The 20,165-nt window shown below is 52.9% G+C and carries 21 protein-coding genes; all 21 read left to right on the top strand.

Going from position 1 to position 20,165, the window contains the following annotated elements:
- The first annotated feature begins 66 nt into the window (after positions 1-66).
- The 21 genes from ENGE1_RS02110 to ENGE1_RS02005 all read left to right on the top strand — a co-directional run bounded on the left by ENGE1_RS02110 (position 67) and on the right by ENGE1_RS02005 (position 20,160).
- Complete coding sequence (locus ENGE1_RS02110; RefSeq protein ID WP_064360507.1) at positions 67-1,089, top strand: ornithine cyclodeaminase; 1,023 nt, start codon at positions 67-69, stop codon at positions 1,087-1,089.
- A 5-nt stretch (positions 1,090-1,094) separates the two neighbouring features.
- Complete coding sequence (gene ctlX / locus ENGE1_RS02105; protein ID WP_064360506.1) at positions 1,095-2,021, top strand: citrulline utilization hydrolase CtlX; 927 nt, start codon at positions 1,095-1,097, stop codon at positions 2,019-2,021.
- 103 nt (positions 2,022-2,124) lie between these two features.
- On the top strand, positions 2,125-3,543 hold the full coding sequence (locus tag ENGE1_RS02100; RefSeq protein ID WP_064360505.1) for an amino acid permease: 1,419 nt from the start codon (positions 2,125-2,127) through the stop codon (positions 3,541-3,543).
- Positions 3,544-3,834: 291 nt separating this feature from the next.
- A protein-coding gene (locus ENGE1_RS02090) for an IS3 family transposase (RefSeq protein ID WP_119218091.1) occupies positions 3,835-4,934 on the top strand; the annotation gives its coding sequence in 2 pieces (ribosomal slippage) (positions 3,835-4,096 and positions 4,096-4,934; 1,101 coding nt in all).
- 305 nt (positions 4,935-5,239) lie between these two features.
- Entirely contained in the window at positions 5,240-5,434 is a 195-nt protein-coding gene (locus ENGE1_RS02085; RefSeq protein WP_064360502.1) for an AlpA family transcriptional regulator, read from the top strand.
- 14 nt (positions 5,435-5,448) lie between these two features.
- Positions 5,449-6,036 (top strand): DUF2857 domain-containing protein, encoded by a 588-nt coding sequence (locus ENGE1_RS02080; protein WP_064360501.1) that lies wholly within the window; start codon positions 5,449-5,451, stop codon positions 6,034-6,036.
- Positions 6,026-6,235 (top strand): TraR/DksA family transcriptional regulator, encoded by a 210-nt coding sequence (locus tag ENGE1_RS26535; protein WP_073971289.1) that lies wholly within the window; start codon positions 6,026-6,028, stop codon positions 6,233-6,235. The genes ENGE1_RS02080 and ENGE1_RS26535 overlap by 11 nt, the downstream gene beginning before the upstream one ends.
- A 395-nt stretch (positions 6,236-6,630) precedes the next feature.
- A complete protein-coding gene (locus ENGE1_RS02075; RefSeq protein ID WP_064360500.1) occupies positions 6,631-6,852 on the top strand; it encodes a hypothetical protein in 222 nt (73 codons plus the stop codon).
- 78 nt (positions 6,853-6,930) lie between these two features.
- The gene (locus tag ENGE1_RS02070; RefSeq protein ID WP_064360499.1) at positions 6,931-7,578 is read left to right on the top strand and encodes a lytic transglycosylase domain-containing protein; all 648 of its coding nucleotides are present in this window, start codon (positions 6,931-6,933) and stop codon (positions 7,576-7,578) included.
- On the top strand, positions 7,578-7,856 hold the full coding sequence (locus ENGE1_RS02065) for a TrbC/VirB2 family protein (RefSeq protein WP_037038866.1): 279 nt from the start codon (positions 7,578-7,580) through the stop codon (positions 7,854-7,856). The genes ENGE1_RS02070 and ENGE1_RS02065 overlap by 1 nt, the downstream gene beginning before the upstream one ends.
- Before the next feature lie 11 nt (positions 7,857-7,867).
- The gene (locus tag ENGE1_RS02060; RefSeq protein WP_064360498.1) at positions 7,868-10,615 is read left to right on the top strand and encodes a VirB4 family type IV secretion/conjugal transfer ATPase; all 2,748 of its coding nucleotides are present in this window, start codon (positions 7,868-7,870) and stop codon (positions 10,613-10,615) included.
- Between the two features lie 23 nt (positions 10,616-10,638).
- Positions 10,639-11,358 (top strand): TrbJ/VirB5 family protein, encoded by a 720-nt coding sequence (locus ENGE1_RS02055; protein ID WP_064360536.1) that lies wholly within the window; start codon positions 10,639-10,641, stop codon positions 11,356-11,358.
- A 10-nt stretch (positions 11,359-11,368) separates the two neighbouring features.
- A complete protein-coding gene (locus ENGE1_RS02050; protein WP_064360497.1) occupies positions 11,369-11,644 on the top strand; it encodes an EexN family lipoprotein in 276 nt (91 codons plus the stop codon).
- Between the two features lie 72 nt (positions 11,645-11,716).
- Positions 11,717-12,748 (top strand): TrbL/VirB6 family protein, encoded by a 1,032-nt coding sequence (locus ENGE1_RS02045; RefSeq protein ID WP_064360496.1) that lies wholly within the window; start codon positions 11,717-11,719, stop codon positions 12,746-12,748.
- Positions 12,749-12,970: 222 nt separating this feature from the next.
- Positions 12,971-13,654: a VirB8 family type IV secretion system protein gene (locus ENGE1_RS02035; protein ID WP_064360494.1), complete on the top strand. Its 684-nt coding sequence runs from the start codon at positions 12,971-12,973 to the stop codon at positions 13,652-13,654.
- Complete coding sequence (virB9, locus tag ENGE1_RS02030) at positions 13,654-14,541, top strand: P-type conjugative transfer protein VirB9 (protein ID WP_064360493.1); 888 nt, start codon at positions 13,654-13,656, stop codon at positions 14,539-14,541. The genes ENGE1_RS02035 and virB9 overlap by 1 nt, the downstream gene beginning before the upstream one ends.
- Entirely contained in the window at positions 14,538-15,842 is a 1,305-nt protein-coding gene (gene virB10, locus ENGE1_RS02025) for a VirB10/TraB/TrbI family type IV secretion system protein (protein WP_064360492.1), read from the top strand. Before virB9 ends, virB10 begins: the two co-directional genes overlap by 4 nt.
- Positions 15,832-16,860 (top strand): P-type DNA transfer ATPase VirB11, encoded by a 1,029-nt coding sequence (gene virB11, locus ENGE1_RS02020; RefSeq protein ID WP_064360491.1) that lies wholly within the window; start codon positions 15,832-15,834, stop codon positions 16,858-16,860. Before virB10 ends, virB11 begins: the two co-directional genes overlap by 11 nt.
- A gap of 49 nt (positions 16,861-16,909) precedes the next feature.
- The gene (locus tag ENGE1_RS02015) at positions 16,910-17,212 is read left to right on the top strand and encodes a TrbM/KikA/MpfK family conjugal transfer protein (RefSeq protein ID WP_064360490.1); all 303 of its coding nucleotides are present in this window, start codon (positions 16,910-16,912) and stop codon (positions 17,210-17,212) included.
- 18 nt (positions 17,213-17,230) lie between these two features.
- Positions 17,231-17,536 carry a hypothetical protein gene (locus ENGE1_RS02010; protein ID WP_064360489.1) on the top strand — a complete coding sequence of 102 codons (306 nt, stop codon included), beginning with the start codon at positions 17,231-17,233 and terminating at the stop codon, positions 17,534-17,536.
- 749 nt (positions 17,537-18,285) lie between these two features.
- On the top strand, positions 18,286-20,160 hold the full coding sequence (locus ENGE1_RS02005; RefSeq protein ID WP_064360488.1) for a type IV secretory system conjugative DNA transfer family protein: 1,875 nt from the start codon (positions 18,286-18,288) through the stop codon (positions 20,158-20,160).
- The last annotated feature ends 5 nt before the right edge of the window (positions 20,161-20,165 follow it).

Below are 20,165 nucleotides of genomic sequence, written 5' to 3'. Positions count from 1 at the left end.
ACAACTACCTCAAGTCAATTTGTTTTCACATACTATCGTTCTTTATGACAATTGTGAGAATTTTCAATGACACGCTTTATCGATCTCGCAGAGATGCGCAAGCTGGTTAACCTAACTGGCGTTGCACCATTCATTAAACAACTCGTTGATTATATTGAGAGCGATTTCAAACGCTGGCCGGAGTTCGACAAAACGCCACGGGTTGCCAGCCATTCTGATATCGGTGTCATCGAACTGATGCCAACCGCCGATGCTGAGCTTTACGGTTTCAAATACGTTAATGGGCATCCGCAAAATGCGCTAAATAATCAGTTAACCGTGATGGCATTTGGGGCGCTGGCCGAGGTGAAAACGGGGTTCCCACTGCTGCTATGTGAATTCACTCTGGCAACTGCACTACGCACTGCGGCAACCTCAGTCGTGGCCGCTAAATATCTTGCCAACAAGGGCGCTAAAACGATGGCCGTTATTGGTAACGGCGCACAGAGCGAGTTCCAGATCATCGGGTTTAATGAGGTTCTGGGAGTGACTGATTTCTATTTGTATGATATCGACGCTTCAGCAACTGAAAAACTGATAGGTAATCTCAACAGGTATCAGGGTATCAGGCTTCACTTCTGCCGCTCAGTTGACGAGGCGGTGGCGCATGCCGAGATTATTACCACCATTACGGCCGATAAAACCAACGCTACAATCCTGCGCGCCTCACAGATTAAACCTGGCATGCACTTAAATGCCGTGGGGGGCGACTGTCCGGGTAAAACCGAGTTAGAGGGCAAAATCCTGACTCAAGCCGATGTGTTTGTCGAATTCCCTGAGCAAACGCGCATTGAGGGTGAAATCCAGCAGATGCCAGCTGACTTTTTCGTCACCGAGCTGTGGGAAGTCATTTGCGGTACCAAAGCGGGTCGTCTCTCTCAGGAAAGCATCACCATTTTTGATTCAGTCGGCTTCGCGATTGAAGACTTCTCAGCACTACGCTTGATGTACGATATTGCAGAAAAGCACAATCTTGGCAAACCTATCGATCTAGTGCCGCAGCCTGAAAATCCCCGCGATCTCTATCGCCTGCTGTGCAATCCGGAGTAAGGGTCATGCAGACGACTAACAGGGTATTAATGGTAAGGCCCGCCGCATTTATGAGTAATCCCGAGACGCAGGCAAGCAACACTTTCCAGAAATGCCTCGGGGATATTGGCGATGTGCAAACCCAAGCGCAAGCCGCCTTCGACAACTATGTGCTCGCGTTGAAGCGTGCCGATATCGAGGTGCATATCATCAACGATATCGCCGAACACGGCACGCCCGACTCGCTCTTTCCCAATAACTGGATTGCTATGCTGGAGGATGGGACGCTTTACACCTTCCCAATGGAGGCACCTAACCGCCGGCGTGAGCGACGACAAGAGATTATCATCCAGTTAGCCACTGATTTTGTGGTGAATAAACGCATAGATCTCTCATCCTACGAGCAGCAGGGCCGGTATCTTGAGGGTACAGGTTCGTTGATCCTCGATCACGACAACAAAATAGCCTACTCATGCAGGTCATCGCGCAGCTCACATCTGGTCGGTGAAGAGTTTGAACGTCTGTCGGGATATCCCATTATGTGGTTTGATGCCCACGACCGCAATCTACAGCCTATTTATCATACCAATGTAATGCTCAGCGTCGGCAGCCGCTTTGCCATCGTTTGTCTGGAGGCACTCACGTCACTCAATGAGCGAAAACAGCTCGTTGATCACCTTAACAGCACTGGAAAAACCATCATTAATGTGACGTTTGACCAGATGGAGTCTTTTACCTGCAACGTTTTGGAACTGAAAGATAAGCTCGGAAAACCCGTCTATGCCATGTCTACACGTGCGTGGGATGCATTTACCACGGCTCAAAAACTTGAAATTTCGAGCTACGCACGGCTGGCACTAGGTCCAATAGACATTATTGAAGATCTCGGTGGCGGTGGCGCACGTTGCATGCTTTGTGAAATTTTCCTCGAAAGGCGCATGGCCTATTGCTGATACCCCTATAGTTTCTCATTAGCCCGACATCAGGTCGGGTCTAAAACCGTCGGTCACCGAGCTTAGTTCGGCGCAAATGACCCAATTAACACCGGAGTGGTTTATGCACAATAACAATATTTCGGCAAGTCATTGCCGGGCACCATCCGATACCCGAAAGTTAAAAAAACAGCTCGATAACCGTCATATTCAGCTCATTGCCATTGGTGGGGCAATAGGTACCGGACTCTTTATGGGATCGGGAAAAACCATCAGCCTGTCTGGTGTTTCAATTATCTTTACCTACTTGATTATTGGTTTTTTTCTGTTCTTTGTCATGCGGGCACTGGGAGAGTTGCTTCTTTCTAACCCACGTTATAATACTTTCGCCGATTTTACCGGCGAATATTTAGGCCCTTGGGCGAGCTTTGCTGTTGGCTGGACCTACTGGCTTAGTTGGGTCGTTGCCTGCGTCGGGGACGTCGTGGTAATCGGCGGCTATATGCAGTTTTGGTATCCTGATTTAGCTCTATGGGTACCTGCATTCGGCGCACTTCTCATACTGGTGCTCCTCAATATCTTGTCAGTGAAACTCTTTGGTGAGATGGAGTTCTGGTTCGCTATCATCAAAGTTGTCACTATTATCGCGCTCATTGCCGCAGGCTGTTGGATGTCGTTCACCGGATATACGTCACCCGATGGCGTCAAAGCCTCATTCAAAAATTTAACCGAACAGGGCACTCTATTTCCTCATGGTCTCACCGGATTCCTGGCCGGGTTCCAAATCGCACTATTTTCCTTTGTAGGCATAGAGCTTATCGGCGTGACGGCGGCGGAAACCAAAAATCCAGAAAAAACCTTACCCAAAGCGATAAATTCGATTCCAGTGCGTATTCTGCTTTTCTACGTGCTCTCGATGGGTTGTATTATTGCGGTCTCGTCATGGCATCACATTTCTGTAGATAAGAGCCCATTTGTTTCACTGTTCACCCTAGCGGGCCTCCCCGCAGCCGCAGCGGTCATTAATTTCGTCGTACTGACCTCCGCACTTTCCTCAGCAAACAGCGGCGTATTCTCTACCAGCCGAATGCTATTCGGGCTGGCAAAAAATAATGCAGCACCCAGATCGCTTAAAAAATTATCTTCCGCGAATATCCCGCTGCGGGGACTACTGCTCTCAGGATTCTGTATGCTGTGTGGTGTCGCCATCCTGTTCGTCATGCCCGGCGTGATGTCGGCCTTTACGCTACTCTCCACCATGTCGGCTATTTTACTGATCTCTATCTGGAGCCTGATTATCGTCTCATGGCTGGTTTACAGAAAAACCAGACCGGATCTGCACAGATGCTCAAATTACAAAATGCCCTGCGGTAAAATCATGTCGTATGCCTGCCTGATATTCTTTCTCTTTATGCTGATAGTGCTCTCCTTAAGAGCAGATACCAGAATGGGTCTGCTGATTTCTCCAATCTGGTTTATCGGTCTGACCATCGTTTACCGCAGAAGAAAGGGGGAAGAAAGTATTGCCGTTTACAGTAAATAATCGTTAAAAGAGGATATTCAGACCAGAAAATGAGATGGTCATAGCCAACGCAATTTTGCTGAGCTCAATTTGCCAGTTACAGCCTCTGGCGGACTAATCAACTTGACCGGACAACCGAATGTCTCAAATACACGATCGTCTTGACTGGAATCTATTAAGAACCTTTCTGGCTATAATCCAAGAAGGTAGTATCAGCCGAGCAGCTATAAGGTGATCTCTTCCCTTTGTTCAGTACCGGCGTAAAGTGGGGTTTCCGGCCTTTCTTTCCCTGAACAAATGAGGTCATCCGGCATGAAAAAAACGCGTTATAGCGAAGAGCAGATCGCTTTTGCCCTGAAGCAGGCAGAAACGGGTACGCGGGTGGAGCAAGTCTGCAGAAAGATGGGCATTTCTGAGGCTACTTTTTACAACTGGAAGAAGAAGTTTGGCGGCATGGGCGTGACGGAACTGCGCCGTCTGCGCCAGCTGGAGGAAGAGAATCACCGCCTGAAACGGCTGGTCGCCGATCTCAGTCTGGACAAGGAAATGCTGCAGAACGTCATCCGAAAAAAGTTCTGAGGCCGGTGCAGAAACGCGAGGCGGTAGAATACCTGCTGGCGGCGTACCGCATCGGGGTTCGCAGGGGATGCCGGCTGATGATGCAGAGCCGGACGGTCTACAACTACCGCAGCTGCCGCGATGACCGGTCCCTCACGCAGCGAATACGGGAGATTGCAGAAACCCGCATTCGTTATGGTGTGCAGCGGATCCATATCCTGCTGCGGCGCGAGGGCTGGCTGGTTAACCATAAGAAAACCCATCGGATTTACTGTCTGGAAGGGCTGTACCTGCGGTCAAAACGCCCGCGTCGGCACGTGACGGCCAGGCACAGGCGTATCCGCCCGGCCGTGACCGCTGTGGATCAGTGCTGGAGCATGGATTTCGTTGCTGATAATCTGTTCAACGGACGCCGGATCCGAGCCCTGACTGTAGTCGATAATTTTAGTCGTGAATGCGTGGCGATCGAGGTAGGCCAGGGGCTTCGCGGTGACGATGTGGTTGCCGTGATGGAACGGATCAGGCAGACAAAGCAGCGTGTACCCCAGCGGCTACAGACGGACAACGGGAGCGAATTTATCTCGAAAACGCTGGACCGCTGGGCGTATGAAAACAGAGTAACGATGGACTTCTCCCGCCCCGGGAAGCCCACGGATAACGCCCTGATCGAGTCATTTAACGGCAGCCTGCGTGATGAATGTCTGAACGTGCACTGGTTCCTGTCACTGGAAGATGCTCAGGATAAGATCGAGCACTGGCGGCAGGAATATAACCAGTACCGGCCGCATTCTTCGTTAAATAACCAGACTCCGGCAGAATTTGTCCGAAGCCTGCAAACAGGCCCGGATCTCTGATTTATCCTGGCACCGATATTGGGAGGGATCAGAAACAGGAAATCTCAAAAAGTGCCTGGAACTAAAGCTGGGATACTTACAAAGGCATTACCGATCGATTCAGTGGCGACACCCTGAAGACTGCGCTTGAGCGCGGCTCGCCCCCTTCCCTACCAACACAAAATTAAGATGATGCCCTTCGCTATGAAAACCCGTATTAAGGATTGTATTTTCCGTAATACGGGCTCATCAGCTTTCTCCACACCACTATTTTGTGTTGTTGTGTGTTCTCCCGGCTAGCGCTATATCTGCCACAGGAGAATACCGTGACATCTCATCAGTTATTACGTCTGAAACAGGTTGAAGAAAAAACTGGCCTGAAGCGCTCTCAAATCTATCTGTATATGAAAGACGATACCTTCCCCCGCTCAATCAAGATTGGCCCGGCCAGTGTCGCATGGCTCGAATCGGAAATTGACGAATGGATCAATATTAAATTAGTCCGCCGCCCAATAGGCTGAAGGGAGAAAATACCATGATTATCCCATCACTTAATTACGCCGTATTAACCGATGCCCTGCATGCATTGAAAGATGGCAACGTTCGTCACTGTGAATCGCTAGGATTCACTTTCGACGAAATGAATGCCCTCAACCAATTATCACTAGACGAGCTGTTTATCATCAGTCGGGAGTCTGCGCAGTTTTTGGCTGTGACGGTTCATCACGACGCATTACACCTGCTTCTGGCTAAATCCCGTGAGGAGGTTCTGCAGCAGGAACGTATCAATCATGCCATCCGGCTCGGCGGGTCAATTGCGCTACTCAACAAGTATTTTGGCCTCACCTCCAACGAAGTTTGCCTTCGCCGCCGGTTACTGGGCGTCCGTGTACCTTATGGCCGGACGCCAGAGCCGGACGAAGATACGGATACTGCCATCTGGCTGCAATGGCAACAATGCCGGGTGGCCAACCTGGAATCGACCGATGCGCTGGCTGCCATGATGCAAGTAACGCAATCCCTGCTGCCGAAAGTCGAAGGGTTGTCACTGACCATCGTCTGGAAGCGTATCGCACTTTGTGAACAGGAGGCGTCAGACCGGAGGGCCGCCCATGCCAGATGAGATCGACCGCGATCAGGAATTTAATGAGCAACGACTGGAGGATATGATTGAACAGAGTCGTTTTAAGCTAGGGTCTACGCCATCATTATTCCATTGTCGTCTATGCGGTAAGCCCATTCCTGAAAAGCGACGGCAGGCACTCCCAGGCATAACCACCTGCACAGAATGCCAGGAAAAACTTGAACGTCGAACACGTTAATAATGGTCACAGAGACATGCAGGAACATTTCCCCTGCATGTCTCTATCATTAACTATGAATACACAGTCGTCTTTATTATATATTTCACTTACTTTTATTTCTCGCAGAGTTCACCCCCTCCACCACTAATTTATCTCTCTCATTTTAACTTTGAATTTATCGTGTATATGCCGCCCCGGATATCTGATCCTGAAAACGTCATTACAGAATGGTTGCCCGAATGGTCGTTAATTTCCCCAGATCGGGTATTGCTCTTTAAAAATAAGGTTCGGGCTGTCACGAAACCACAATTCAGGGTGCCGCTGAATGTTCTCGCTGACCCGTTAAAACCGGAATGCAGAATTGGGATGTGACATTCATTTAACTCATTGTTGTTTTTATTAGAGGAGGCGTCATGCGAAAACCCATTTACCACGTATTCGTCACTCAGGAAAGTCAACCCGATGCACAGGGCGAAATAAACACGTATTGGACCAGGGTTGGCGTGGCGTTCGCTCATAACGGTAAGTCTGGCCTGAATATCATGCTGACACCCGGTATTGCTATCTCCGGCAAGTTAGTGCTCCTTGAGCCCAGGGATGACGGCGGCGCGACACAGGATACTCAGTCCATTTAACCGCCCCTCCCCCACTTTCCCGGCCCTGTGCCGTCTGATGGCGGTACGCGTTGCCCGGTTTACCATTCCGAGGCCATCATGCTTTCCACCACCGTATTTCTGGCGGCGGCTATGCAGTGCGCCCCCAGCATTCACCCGTCCACGGTGCTTGATGTGGCGCGGGTTGAATCCGGTTTGAATCCGTATGCCATCGCTGAAATTCTGCCCAGTGGCAAAGGCGTGATTTCACATTTCCCCACCAGCAGGGATGAGGCCATCAGCCTCACCGGACGGCTGGCAGCACAGGGCCGACGTTATTCGGTCGGGCTGATGCAAATCACCAGCACCAATTTCCGCCATTACGACGTGACCGCCCGTGACCTTCTTGACCCCTGTACCAACCTGTACGTGTTTGAGCGCATCCTCACCGACTGCTACCGCCGTGGCCGTTCCCTGAAGCGTGCGCTCAGTTGCTACTACTCAGGAAATTTCACGACCGGCCAACAGCCGGAATTCGCGTTTAACCAGACCAGCTACATCCAGCGCATCGGCTACACCGTACCGTCAACGCGGGAAGACCGGCAGCGACCACCCGCCGAAAAGCTCGTGCCTGAAATCCGTTACCCCACCGCCGTCATGCGTGGCGAGCTTACCGATAACGCCACGTCAGTTCTCACATCCCTGCGCTACCCCAATGCCGTGATACGCGGCGCGTTACCCATTCCCGGCCCCCAGGAGGAACAATGATGAAACGAAAACAGACTGACTGGCCCGTCCTCTCTTCCTTGTTAATGGCAAGCCCGGTGCTGGCAGCGGACAGCGGATTTAATAAAGCCAATGAGACGCTGAGTAACACCTCCACCGGCCTGCTCGGGCTCGCCGCCGTCACCATCACGCTGGCCACCATGTGGGTGGGATACAAAGTCTTGTTTGACGGCAAGAGCCTCCATGACATGCGCAACGTCATCATTGGCGCCATCCTTATCGTCGGCGCGTCAGGTTTCGGTGCCTACTGGGCATCATAAGGGAGGCAATGATGGCTACGCTGAACAAAGCGCTGACGCGGCCTGCCGCCATAGCCGGCATTCCCCTCGTGCCGTTCGTGATGGTCAGCGGGGCCATCGTCCTGCTGGCGGTCTATGTCAGCAATTACCTGATATTACTACTTATTCCCGCCTGGCTGGAGATGAAGGCAAAGGCCAGAACCGATATTCACTATTTCGGGCTGCTCTGGCTGGCCTTTATAACCCGTGGCCGGTTTGGCACCAATAAACATTTTGGTGCCAATGCCCTGCTGGCAAACCGCTATGACGCCGTCGACGTTTCGGAGTTTATTGAAAAGATGAAGTTAAACGAACGCGTTACGCTGGAGGAATACATTCCGTATTCCTCCCATATTCATCCGCACGTCATCAGAAACCGCCAGGGTGATTTGGTTGCCAGCTGGGAGCTGGAGGGCACCGTTTTTGAATGCGAGGATGAACATCACCTGACGTTAATGGCGACGCATCTCAATAACGTGATTCGTGCGTATGAAGGCCTGCCGGTTACTTTTTATCTTCACCGTATCCGGGAAAAGTACCACGATGTCTTTGACGCGAATTCAGGTATTCCCTTTTCTGATGAAGTGACCCGGCTGTATTACCAACCGCTCAACGAAAAGCCGTTCTGGCGGCACCGGCTGTTTTTCACCGTCTGCTATGCGCCCTTCTCTCCGCTGGAGAAAAAGGCCATGAAGGCGCAGCCGTCCGGTAAACGCAAAGCGGCGCTGGATGACGCCCTGAAAGTGATGCTGGAACACCGGGATGCGCTGGCTTCGGCGCTGTCCCGCTATACGGCGACGCCACTGGGGATGTATGAAGGCAACGGGCGGGTGTATTCCGCCCAGCTGTCCTTTTATCACCGCCTGCTCACCGGCCAGTGGCAAAAGGTGGCGGTCACGCGTGCGACGTTTTATGAAACATTAAGCACGCCGGATGTCTTTTTTACCACCGACACCGCCGAGTGCCAGACGGTCGGCGGCTCCCGTTTTTTCCGCAGTCTGGAAATCAAAGATTATTCGCCGGAGACCGCGACCGGCCTGCTGGACGCGCTGCTGTATTCCGAAAGCGAGTATGTGCTGACGCAGTCCTTCACCTGCATGGCCCGCGATGAGGCGCAGAAGCATATTCGTCTGGCGGAAAAGCGCCTGACTTCGGCGGATGACGACGCCATTTCACAGCGTGAAGAGCTGATTGTGTTGCGTGACCTGCTCCAGTCCGGGCATGTCTCCTGCGGAAAATACCACTTTTCCCTGCTCGTATCCTCAGACAGCGCCGACCAGGTGGTCAAGGACACCAACGCACTGGCGCAGCCCTTCGCCGACCTCGGCATCATGACGACGCTGTCCACGCTGTCGCTGCCCGCTGCGTACCTGGCGCAACTGCCGGGTATCTATACGCTGCGCCCCCGTCTGGTGGCCGTCAGCAGCCAGAACTTTGCCGACCTGGCGAGCCTGCACAATTTTCATCCTCATAAACGAAACGTCAATCCCTGGGGCGATGCCATCGCCATCCTCAAATCCCCTGGCGGCGGCGGGTATTACCTGAACCTGCACGACAGCCAGAGCGGACGGGATGACTTCAACGAAAAAACGCCGGGTAATACGGCGATTATCGGTAAAACCGGCTCAGGGAAAACGATGCTGATGACCATGATGCAGCAACTGATGCAGAAGTACCGCAATCCGGCGACGTTCTCTGAATCAGCCCCTCTTAAGCAACTGACTACCGTGTATTTCGACAAGGACCGGGCGGCGGAGATGGCGATACGTCAGATGGGCGGACGCTACTTCCGTATTCGCACCGGTGTGCCTACCGGGTTCAATCCTTTTGCGCTGGCCCCAACCCGGCGGAATATCAGCTTTATCAAACGGCTGGTGCGCATGCTGTGCCGCCGCAACGGCAAGCCGCTCGAGCCGCGCGATGAGGAGCGGATCAGTGCCGCCGTAGATACCATTATGCTCGACTACCCGCCGGAATACCGCAAGTTCGGTATCACCCGGCTGCTGGAAGTCCTGCCGGAGCCGCCCACCACCGACGCCCGCCTCAACGGGCTACGTATTCGCCTTAAACAGTGGGCGCAGGGCGGCGAGTTCGGCTGGGTATTCGATAATGAGGAGGACACCTTCAACATCAGCAACATTGATAACGTGGGTATCGACGGTACGGAATTTCTCGATGATGACGATATTCGCGGCCCCATTACGTTTTATCTGCTTTACCGCGTCACCAGTCTGTTGGACGGTCGCCGGCTGGTAATGTTCATGGACGAGTTCTGGAAATGGCTGGCCGATGTCGAATTCTCCCGCTTCTCGCTCAATATGCTGAAAGTGATCCGCAAGCTGAACGGCATCTTCGTCCCCGCCACCCAGTCGCCTGACGAAATCGTCAAGCACCCGATTGCCCCGGCGATTATCGAGCAGTGCAGTACGCAGATTTTTCTCGCCAACCCGAAGGCCAGCCGGGGTGATTACGTGGAAAAGATGAAAGTGCCGGAAAACGTGTACGACATCGTCAAAAATCTCGATGCGGGTGAGCGCTACATGGTGGTCCTGAAAACGCCGTTACGCGCAGGTGAAACCCGGCCTTTTGTGGCGATGGCGAAAATGGATTTAGCGGGCCTCGGGAAACTTACCAAAATGCTGAGCGGGAGCGAAGACAACCTGAAACTGTTCGACACCCTGTATCAGGAAGGAATGCAGCCTGATGACTGGAAAGCCGCCTTCCTTGAACAAGCCCTGTAATATTCATGACGGAGGTAATGAAAATGCGGTTCAGAGATATCATACTGGCATTATCGTTGTTTATTTCCACCCGAGCGTTAAGTGCCGGAATACCGGTATTCGACGCCGTACAGAATACCGAATCCATGAATCAGTGGATCCAGAAACTCCAGCAGTGGCAGGAAACCGTCACCCACTATAGAAGTGAACTCGATGCCTACAAGCAGCAATTAGCCACGGCAACGGGCGTGCGGGACGTTCAGGCATTTCTCCGCGAGGCCAAAAGTCTGAAAACCGATATCGATAATCTTCGTCAAAACGGTATTTCACTGGATGACCTGCTGAGCAACCAAAGCGGGTCATATTCGTCTGAACTTAGTAGATTGTATAACAAATATAAAACGTTCGATACCTGTAACCCGTCCAGTTCCTCACAGCGTTATCTGGACAGCTGCAAACAGATGATCCTGAATCAGGCCGTAGCGATAGAAAATACGTCCGAGGTTGAAAACAAGATCACGGGCACGCTCGGTGATATATCAGATTTATCAGACCGTATTGCTAATGCGCAGGATTCGAAAGAGTCACAGGACCTGGCTAACGCCATCGCGGCCAAAAGCGTACAATTGAATGCGCTGACCAGCCAGTGGGAGATGTCAGTCAAACAGACTGAACAGCGAGCAACGCTGCTGGAACAGCAAAAACAGAAAGCCTTCGAGCAACAGCAATTAACTGCGCCCGTTGCTGATCTGAACTCTCTATAGGGAGGTTAACATGTTAAAACCCGTATTAACCTTATGCGTCATGTCAGGCATTCTAGTCTTATCCGGTTGTAAAGAGACGAAATCAGAAGCCTGGTATAAAGAACATCCCGATGAAACCTATAAGGTCTATACGCAATGCCTCAAGGATGGCGAGGCAAGCGACAACTGCGAGTTTGCACACCGGGCAGCATTAATGTTTGCCCAGACCGGCAAACCCGGCATCAGGGAAAAATTCGAGACACTGTTTCAGCAGGAAGCCCAAAAAAGAAAATCCGTCACTCAGTAATATTCCCGCCAATAAAAACAGGGGTTCTTCCCTGTTTTATCCCCTGTCTGTTCCTGACTAATGAGAGGCACCATGTCCGGTGGTATTTTTGTTGGTATGGACAAAAACATCATGGATGGACTCAATGCCGTTTTAGAGGGTCAGTCTTCTACCTACGGCACCCTAATCAGTGTGATTATCGTCAGTTCCTTCACCCTATTTATTACGTATCGCGGGTATCAGACGCTTGGCGGCAAACTCCAGACACCGGTTGAAGATGTTGTCTGGGATGTGGGGCGCATGTTGCTGATCACCACTTTCGTTTTAAACCGCGATGGCTGGCTGAATGCTATCATTGCGGCCATTGAAGGGCTTAAGGACGGCATTAGTGGCGATGATAATGTCTGGGCGCTGCTCGACACGGTGTGGGAAAAGGCACAAGCGCTGGGGCAAACGCTGTTTAATCTCGATACCTCCACCTACGTTAAAATGAATGGCGGCTTTGCCGAGGTGCTGGTCTGGGGCGGTGCAACCGTTCTGTTACTGGCTGCAACCTTTGTCAACCTGCTCGCCGAAATCACCATTTTGTTAATGACCACCACCGCCCCACTCTTTATTTTCTGCCTGCTGTACGGTTTTCTTAAACCCATGTTTGATAACTGGCTGAAAACAATATTTACCGCAATCTTAACGATCATGTTCTCTGCCCTGTCTGTCCGAATCGCCATCAACTACCTGAATAAAATACTGGATGCCGCCACAGCAACGTCTGCTGAAAGCAATATGGTGACCCTGGCGGCGCAATGTTTGCTGGCCGGGATTGCCGCAGGCGTCGTGGTGTATTTTTCAGCGAAAATAGCCACTGCGCTGAGCGGTGCCGCCGTACAGGCCGTGTTACAGGGTGCCGCCATGAGCGGACTTAGCAGGCTGGCGAGCAGATCTGCCGACGCCGCCAGACCCGGCATAAAGACCGGGGGCCGATTGACCGCCAAAGGTGGCATGGCCGCAGCAGCGACAACCGGCAGGTTCATTGCCGCAGGGGCGGGCAAAACCGTGAGCGCCTGGCAGAAACGTGCCACCGCCATTGAAAGCATGAAACGCCAGAATCAGCAGCGTCATCGTTAATCCTCCCGACCGCTAATTTCTTTTCTCCGTCACGCCGTGGCCTCTGCCAGCGGTGAGGCCTTCCTACATTTATCCGATAAGAGGCTTCCATGAAATTCAGCATCTTGCTTCTGGTGTTGTGCGCGCTTACGGGCTGCGCGCAGCATCAGGGCGACCTCCCGCCGGTGTCCGGCGATCCCCAGCCGGTTAATTCCCCCGCAATAATTCAGGAGCTGACTCACCATGTCTGATATTCAGCGCATCATTAATGTCTCGCGCTCTTTTGAATCCATCCTGCTGGAAAAGGAAGAGCGTTCCCGCAAAATTGCCTGGCGGGTGGCCGCTGCCGGGCTGATTCTGGCTGCACTGGCTATCACGGCCATGATTATTCTGCTGCCGCTGAAAACCACTGACATTGAATTGTGGTCGGTGGATAAACAGACCGGTCGTTATGAGTATATGACCCGCATTAAAGAGCGGGATATGGCGTCTGAAAAAGCGCTGGCCCATTCACTGGCGGCACACTATGTCAGACTCCGTGAGGGATATAATTATTTCTCCCTCCAGCGTGATTACGACGACGTACAGTTATTTAACAGCGACAGCGTGAACCGGGATTATCTGGACGGGTTTAACGGCGACCAGGCACCGGACGTTATTTTTAATAAAGCCGAATACGTCGTCTATATCGACATTATTTCTAATGTGCATGCGCCTGCCACCGGGCCGGATAGCCTGGCAACACTGCGTATTAAGCGCACCCTCCGCCGTATTTCTGATAATTCAGTGAAAACGGACTTCTGGAATATCCGCCTGACTTATCGTTATGTCCCGCATCAGCAACTGACCGACAGTCAGCGTGAAGTGAACCCGCTGGGCTTTATCGTCACCAGCTACCAGCGCGATAAAGAACTGAGGAGCGAATGATGCTGAAAAACATCCTGCTCCTGACGGGCTTACTCGCGTCATGCGCGGCATGGAGTGCCGACACCCCGCGCGGCAGCGGTTATGACGGCCGGATGCAGAACGTATCGTATAACAGCCAGAACGCCACGGTCGTCAATACCCGCCCTGGCTACGTCACCACGCTGCTGTTTGACGACGATGAAGCTGTGATTGATGCGCAAGCGGGCTTTCCCAAAGGCTGGACGGTAACGAAGAGTGATAACCGGGTAGGCGTCAGCCCGAACCCCATCACCCAGCCGGTGACGGACGCCAGCGGCAACAACGTCAGCCAGGTGTTCCTGCCCACGGCAAAGGACTGGAAGACCAACCTCTTCGTGGTGACCTCAAAGCGTGATTACAGCCTGGAGCTGAACGTGCTGGACCACGATTCCCCCGCGCAGGCGTTCGTTATCCGTTACCACTATCCGGCCGAGGTTCGCCAGCAATCCGCCGCCGCCAGCGCCGCGCGTCAGACGCAGCAGCGTGAAAGACAGGAGAAGCAGCAGATAGCAGCGGCATTCGGACAGGTCAGCGTGCCACGCAACTGGCGCTACATCAAACGGGTAGCCGCCGGTTCGACCTCCATCACACCGGATTTTGCCTGGGACGATGGTCGATTTGCATATATCGGTTTTTCCCCCATCAGAACCCTGCCTTCCTTTTTCCGGGTGGTTAACGGACGGGAGCAGGCGCTCACGCCCCGGACAGTTAAGCAGGGTAATTACACCGTGATGGTGGTTCCGGCAGCGCCACAACTGGTGTTGCGTTACGGCACCTCGGTGGTGGGGCTCGAAAACGACGGATTCGGGCGCATCCCGATAACCCGCAGCGACACTGTTTCACCGTCCGTTACGCTGGAGGCGAAATGACCGATAAACCTGTCCCGAATGAACCGGAAAAAACCACCGCAGAGCGGGAAGCGGAAGCCCGCGAACGCGCCCGGGCGGCAATGGCGTATCAGGAGCCGGAGCAAAAAACACCGCCCGGCCAGCCGGAAGTGACCCGCTTTCGTAAGACATCCGGCCGCCGCACGCTGATCGTCAGCCTGCTGAGTCTGGCGCTGGTGATCGCCCTGGCATCCGGCGGCGATCGTCTTTTCAGTGCATTGAAAGGCGATAACAGGAAGGAAGCCGACACCGCGCCGCCGCCTTCTGCCGGGAAGACGCTTCATGAGCGTCAAAATCTGGGCATGGACAGTAACCCGTTTGGCCTGTTCGGGCCGCACACACAGGACAAAACAAACCCTGCCAGCCAGGCCGTCACTCCCGCGCCAACCCCGCCACCGGCCTCACCCACCCTGAACAAGGCAGCCGCGCTGGCTGACGGGCTGAACAACGCCCGAACAATGCCGGGCGATAATGCACGCACGTCCCCGGGTGAAACGCGCAGCCACGCAGAAACGTCCGACAGTCGGTCATCATCCACGACGTACACATCCTGTCCGTCAGTACTGGCGAGGGGAAAGGATGGCCGCCTGCGCTGCCCGGATACTGCCGCGCCGGAAACGGATAACACCGACAATCCGGGCGTCGCCCGCGTCACCGGCGTCAGACGGTTGGGTCTCGATCCTGATCTCTATATCCCGGTGGACCGCTATATCCCATGTTCGATGATGTGGCGCTTCGTGTCCGATGTCGGGGGGCATATTTCCTGCCTGGTCAGTGAAGATGTTTACAGCGCCAGCAACCATGTGACGCTGATCCCGGCGGGAACGGTCGCCCGTGGCATCTACCGCACCGGGGCGCTGCAACACGGACGCAGCCGGATGTTTGTGCTGTGGACGGAGCTGCGTACGCCTGAGCCCGGCAGCCTGCAAATCCCGCTAACTGATACGCAGGCCAGCGGCCCGCTCGGCGAGGCGGGGATCTCAGGTTGGATCGACAACCATTTCTGGGAGCGCTTCGGCAATGCCCTGATGCTCAGTACCGTGCAGGACGTGGCTGCGGCGGCGTCGGTTGCTGCCCCGGGGAAAGACCGCAATACCGACTACACCGAAAACACCCGCGCCGCCACGGCGGAAATGGCGAAAACGACGCTGGACAACAGCATCAGTATCCCGCCCACCCTGTACCTGAATCAGGGTGATGTCATCGGGATCATGACCGGCACCGACATTGATTTCTCATCCGTCTGGCAGCTGCGACTGAAAAAGAGGTGGTATGAACGCTGAAAACCTGTCGCTGGATTTTATGAAAAACCAGCTGTTTGGTGATTTTATTGCGCAGGACGGCCTGACGGATATTGCCGTTAACCGGCCGGGTGAACTGCATACCAAAATCCGGGGGAAATGGCGAAGACACGAAGCCCCGATTACGCTGCGTCAGTGTTACGCCTTTGCCAGAGCGCTGGCGTCATGGCAGGACGATAATATCGACGACACCTCGCCGATCCTTTCCGCCACGCTTGAATCAGGCGAGCGCATTCAGGCCATTATTCCCCCGGCCTGTGAGCGCAATACCGTATCCATTACGCTGCGCAAGCCCGCATTCGGGCAGAAAACGCATCAGTCATGGATTGATGCGGGATTTTATAATCCGGTCACCGGTCAGGAGCGAACGGAAGGCAAAGATGTTGAACTGACACGCTATTATCAGAGTGAGGATATGCCCCGCTTTATGGAAAAAGCGGTGGAATACGGCAAGACGATTTTTATCGTCGGTGAAACCGGATCCGGTAAAACCACCTATATGAAAACGCTGCTGCACCATATTCCCCGGCACCTCAGGCTGACCACCATCGAAGATAATCCCGAAATCCGGTTCTATCATCACACCAATTATGTCCATCTCTTTTATCCGGCGGATGCCGGGGATAATGCCATTGTCACGCCCGGCAGGCTGATACGTGCCAATTATCGTATGAACCCTGACCGGATATTACTGGCAGAAATTCGCGGTCGGGAAGCCTGGGATGCACTGAAAATCGTCGGTTCCGGGCATGAGGGATTGATGACTTCCCTGCATGCGGGCAGCCCGGAAGAATGTATTGAAGGGATAATTGACAGCTGCTATGAAAATCCCGACTGCCGGAACATGCCTTTCGACGTGCTGTTACGCAAGGTGCTAAAAAGCATTGATGTGATAGTCAGCATTGATATTCACGGTGACGTACGCCGGATGAATGATGTTTATTTTAAACCCCTTCATCTTAATGGCATGAGAGGTGTATTCAGTAAAGGACTTCAATAAATAACTTATCGAATTACGCAACCCTCGTTTAAATATGAAGGTGACCAAAATGAAAAAAGCAATATCCTCCGCATTATTGCTCTGCATTATGGCGTCATATTCAACCTCCGTCATGGCCGCTGACGCCTGTGAAGTGGTGTTATGCATGTACGGTAAAGCCACCGGGAACGGCGGCGGCAATGAATGCCATTCGGCCGAACGTGCATTCTTTAATATCGTGAAAAAGAACGAGCACGGTTTTCTGCCGGACCATACTGTCGATGCCAGAAAATCGTTCTTACTTGAATGTGACTCGGCAGACCCGGCAATAATCAGCCAAATTATCAATAAATTTGGCCGCGTGCGTAGTTAATTAGCGGAGGTTATCTTTATGACCAAACCGGGTTTTATTCAGCATCCCTGGACACATCAGCGTGGGGATTCCATGCGCGCAGTTTGTGTTATTGAGCACATTGAAAATGAGGCGATGCACGGATGCGGCCTTTATTATGAAATTTATCACTACCGGGTTGTCTGCCGGTTATTGCAGTTGCTGCAAACGCTGAACGCCACCGACAGAATAACGCTGACAGAGGAAGCCAACCGGCGTGGATTTACGCTGGATGAAACCAGCATTAAAGAAAGTCGTCAGTGTTATTCCGACATCATCAGGGAAATCCGCGAGAGCCAATATTAACCCCTGCTATTATTTTATTCTCAGCTCTCAAACGACAGCGGAATATTTCAGCCGAGTCCGGCTTAAGGCGTGGCGGTTTTCAGGTTTTTACGGCCCAGCACATTTTTCGCGGATCAAGGAGTGAAGAAATGCGGGCCGTAAAAATGAGGCAGCGGACAGAATTATTTTCGCGGGTTAAGGAGCGAAAATAGTTCAGGCACCGCGCCTCACCGGCAAACAGCCGCGCCCACGCGGATTTTGCCGGCCGGGGGGAGCCGAATAAATTTCGCCGCCCCAGCGAGCGAAAAGCTGTCGCCCACGACAGCGCTTTATTTGGGGGGCGTAAGCCCCGCACACCGTCGCGGCTAAGTCACCGGCCAAAAGCCGGTAGCGTGGCGCGACCACCCTCTTTAAAGGTCAGCTTCCCTTTTATTCCCGCTGCGAGGCACGAGCAAAGGGAATAAAAAGGCGAAAGCGACCGTCTTAAAGGGGGTGGTCGCGCGTAGCGGGCGACGGTGTGCCGCCGTTGACCCTGGGGGTTTTGGCGCGGCGTCCAGCCGCGACATTACCCCCATGCGACATATCATAAGGGCGTCCAGCCCGCATGAACTGGCGCAAGCCGTTTGGTGCCGGGAAGCATGCTTTCCGGCACATGGCCGCAATGCGGCCACCTTCTTTACCCCGGACGTTCGCCCCGCCTTTTCGCCCGATACCGTGGGGCGAATTGATGGGGCGATGTCATGGGGCGAACTGCTGACGAAGGAGGCATCGTGATTTTGAATAAGCTGGCCGTTTCACTGTCGCCGATAGTGAATGGCGCGCTGAGCGTCATGGCTTTTATACAACAGCATCAGCTGATGCTGGCGCTGTTATCGGGGCTGACGATGCCATTTTTCGCGTCGATGAAAAGCGATGAACGGCAAAAAGCCCCGTTGTGGCAAAAGCTGATTATTGCTTTTTCCCTGCTGTGTTTTCTTTCCGGTACGATGGCCCCGATTGTTATCTGGATTTTCCAGTGGCTTTATCAAGGCCGGGTCGTCGACAGCATTCCGGTTCTGGCATGGCCGGTGCTGATTACCTTTACCGTAACAGGTTTTATTTTCCATATTCTGCTGCGTAGGGTATTAACCCCTGAATTAGACAAAATAAAGAAACGCCTCGTCAGGAAAACAGCGCTTGAACGGGAATTGCGCACCGATGTCCGTACGGTGAAATCACTGCTGCCGGAAACATTGCATTATGACCCGCTGGATTATATCCACCTGAACAAAGGGTTATTTATTGGCATGGACCGCGATATTCAGCCGATGTACCTGCCGTTAAAAGACTGGCAAAAACAACACGCGGATATCATCGGCACCACCGGCGCCGGCAAAGGGGTTGCCTCCGGGATATTACTTTATCAAAGTATTCTGGCCGGTGAAGGCGTATTTGTTATGGACCCCAAGGATGATGAATGGGCTCCGCACCTTTACCGAAAAGCCTGTAAAGATGCCGGGAAGCCCTTTGCCTTAATTGACCTGAGGAAACAGGCATACCAGTTAAATCTGATTGAAGAAATCACCGCCGATGAGCTGGAAGAGCTTTTTGTTGCCGGTTTCAGTCTGGCTGAGAAAGGTCAGGAGTCAGATTTTTATCGCATTGACGACCGGAAAGCTGCCCGGATAGCCGCACAATTTGTCACCCGTAATACTGCCTCAACCATTCGGGATGTGTATAACGGAGACTACGTTCAGGGTATTGCAGATAAGATAAAAGCCTTCTTCGGGAAAATTGAAGAGCTGGCCCTGCTCAATGCCATCAATGCGCCGACAGGATTTTCGCTTAATAGGATATTTGATGAAGGGGGTTGCTGTTATGTGATTGGCTCAATGCGCAACAGCAAAATCATTACCGCTCAGCGCATGCTGCTGGTTCGCCTGTACCAGCTGGCAGAAAGGCGTGAACGGGTGAAAGACGTCCCCCGCCCCATTGCTATTTATCTTTCCGAACTGAAATACCATTTATCCAGGCCAGCGCTCGAAGGTTTAGGCGCGGCGCGGGATAAAGGCGTACATATTATTATGGACCATCAGTCGATTGCCGATTTAAAAGACTGTCCGGCAGATTTGAAAGGGGACGCCGTTGTCGGCGCGGTCGTTGAAAACGCCAAATTCAAACTGGTTTATCGCGTCATGGACCCGGATACCGCTGAATGGGTGGCAAGGATGTCCGGCACCATATTAGTCGATGATGAGGTCCGTAAAGCGAAAACCGACGCCGTGCTGACAGAGACTATCGACGATGAACGCACCATCAGGCAGGCCGAGCGTTTCTTTACCGACAGCAATATGATCCTGAATCTACCCGATTTTGTCAGCTTCATTTTTACGACAAAAACACTCCCCTCTGCTTCGCTGATTTCGCCCATCAGGGTGAAGAAACGCGAGCTGGAGATCTGCGCCGTGTCGCCTGCGATTGCCGCCAACGCCGCAACGGTAAACATCACCCTGGATTTTAACGAGGAGGAAACTTCCCCTGAACCCGCATCAACACCGGATATCACCACAACGCGGCCCGATCTTTTTTTTGATGAGGCGGACAAAAAAGACACAACAACACCGAATGCCGATAAAGAGGAAAACCCGTCATTGCTGGATTTTTAAAGGGG

The organism is Pluralibacter gergoviae ATCC 33028 = NBRC 105706, assembly GCF_001598855.1.
Taxonomy (GTDB): Bacteria; Pseudomonadota; Gammaproteobacteria; order Enterobacterales; family Enterobacteriaceae; genus Pluralibacter; species Pluralibacter gergoviae.
This window is presented reverse-complemented; position numbering and strand designations above follow the sequence as displayed.

Bases quoted from the DNA above. Each gene is read 5' to 3' on its own strand.
- ENGE1_RS02100 (WP_064360505.1), top strand. From the start codon at position 2,125: ATGCACAATAACAATATTTCGGCAAGTCATTGCCGGGCACCATCCGAT.
- ENGE1_RS02070 (WP_064360499.1), top strand. From the start codon at position 6,931: ATGCTTTCCACCACCGTATTTCTGGCGGCGGCTATGCAGTGCGCCCCC.
- ENGE1_RS02075 (WP_064360500.1), top strand. From the start codon at position 6,631: ATGCGAAAACCCATTTACCACGTATTCGTCACTCAGGAAAGTCAACCC.
- ENGE1_RS02050 (WP_064360497.1), top strand. From the start codon at position 11,369: ATGTTAAAACCCGTATTAACCTTATGCGTCATGTCAGGCATTCTAGTC.
- ENGE1_RS02065 (WP_037038866.1), top strand. From the start codon at position 7,578: ATGAAACGAAAACAGACTGACTGGCCCGTCCTCTCTTCCTTGTTAATG.
- virB9 (WP_064360493.1), top strand. From the start codon at position 13,654: ATGCTGAAAAACATCCTGCTCCTGACGGGCTTACTCGCGTCATGCGCG.
- ctlX (WP_064360506.1), top strand. From the start codon at position 1,095: ATGCAGACGACTAACAGGGTATTAATGGTAAGGCCCGCCGCATTTATG.
- ENGE1_RS02110 (WP_064360507.1), top strand. From the start codon at position 67: ATGACACGCTTTATCGATCTCGCAGAGATGCGCAAGCTGGTTAACCTA.
- ENGE1_RS02035 (WP_064360494.1), top strand. From the start codon at position 12,971: ATGTCTGATATTCAGCGCATCATTAATGTCTCGCGCTCTTTTGAATCC.
- virB11 (WP_064360491.1), top strand. From the start codon at position 15,832: ATGAACGCTGAAAACCTGTCGCTGGATTTTATGAAAAACCAGCTGTTT.
- ENGE1_RS02080 (WP_064360501.1), top strand. From the start codon at position 5,449: ATGATTATCCCATCACTTAATTACGCCGTATTAACCGATGCCCTGCAT.
- ENGE1_RS02015 (WP_064360490.1), top strand. From the start codon at position 16,910: ATGAAAAAAGCAATATCCTCCGCATTATTGCTCTGCATTATGGCGTCA.
- ENGE1_RS02055 (WP_064360536.1), top strand. From the start codon at position 10,639: ATGCGGTTCAGAGATATCATACTGGCATTATCGTTGTTTATTTCCACC.
- ENGE1_RS02010 (WP_064360489.1), top strand. From the start codon at position 17,231: ATGACCAAACCGGGTTTTATTCAGCATCCCTGGACACATCAGCGTGGG.
- ENGE1_RS02045 (WP_064360496.1), top strand. From the start codon at position 11,717: ATGTCCGGTGGTATTTTTGTTGGTATGGACAAAAACATCATGGATGGA.
- virB10 (WP_064360492.1), top strand. From the start codon at position 14,538: ATGACCGATAAACCTGTCCCGAATGAACCGGAAAAAACCACCGCAGAG.
- ENGE1_RS26535 (WP_073971289.1), top strand. From the start codon at position 6,026: ATGCCAGATGAGATCGACCGCGATCAGGAATTTAATGAGCAACGACTG.
- ENGE1_RS02060 (WP_064360498.1), top strand. From the start codon at position 7,868: ATGGCTACGCTGAACAAAGCGCTGACGCGGCCTGCCGCCATAGCCGGC.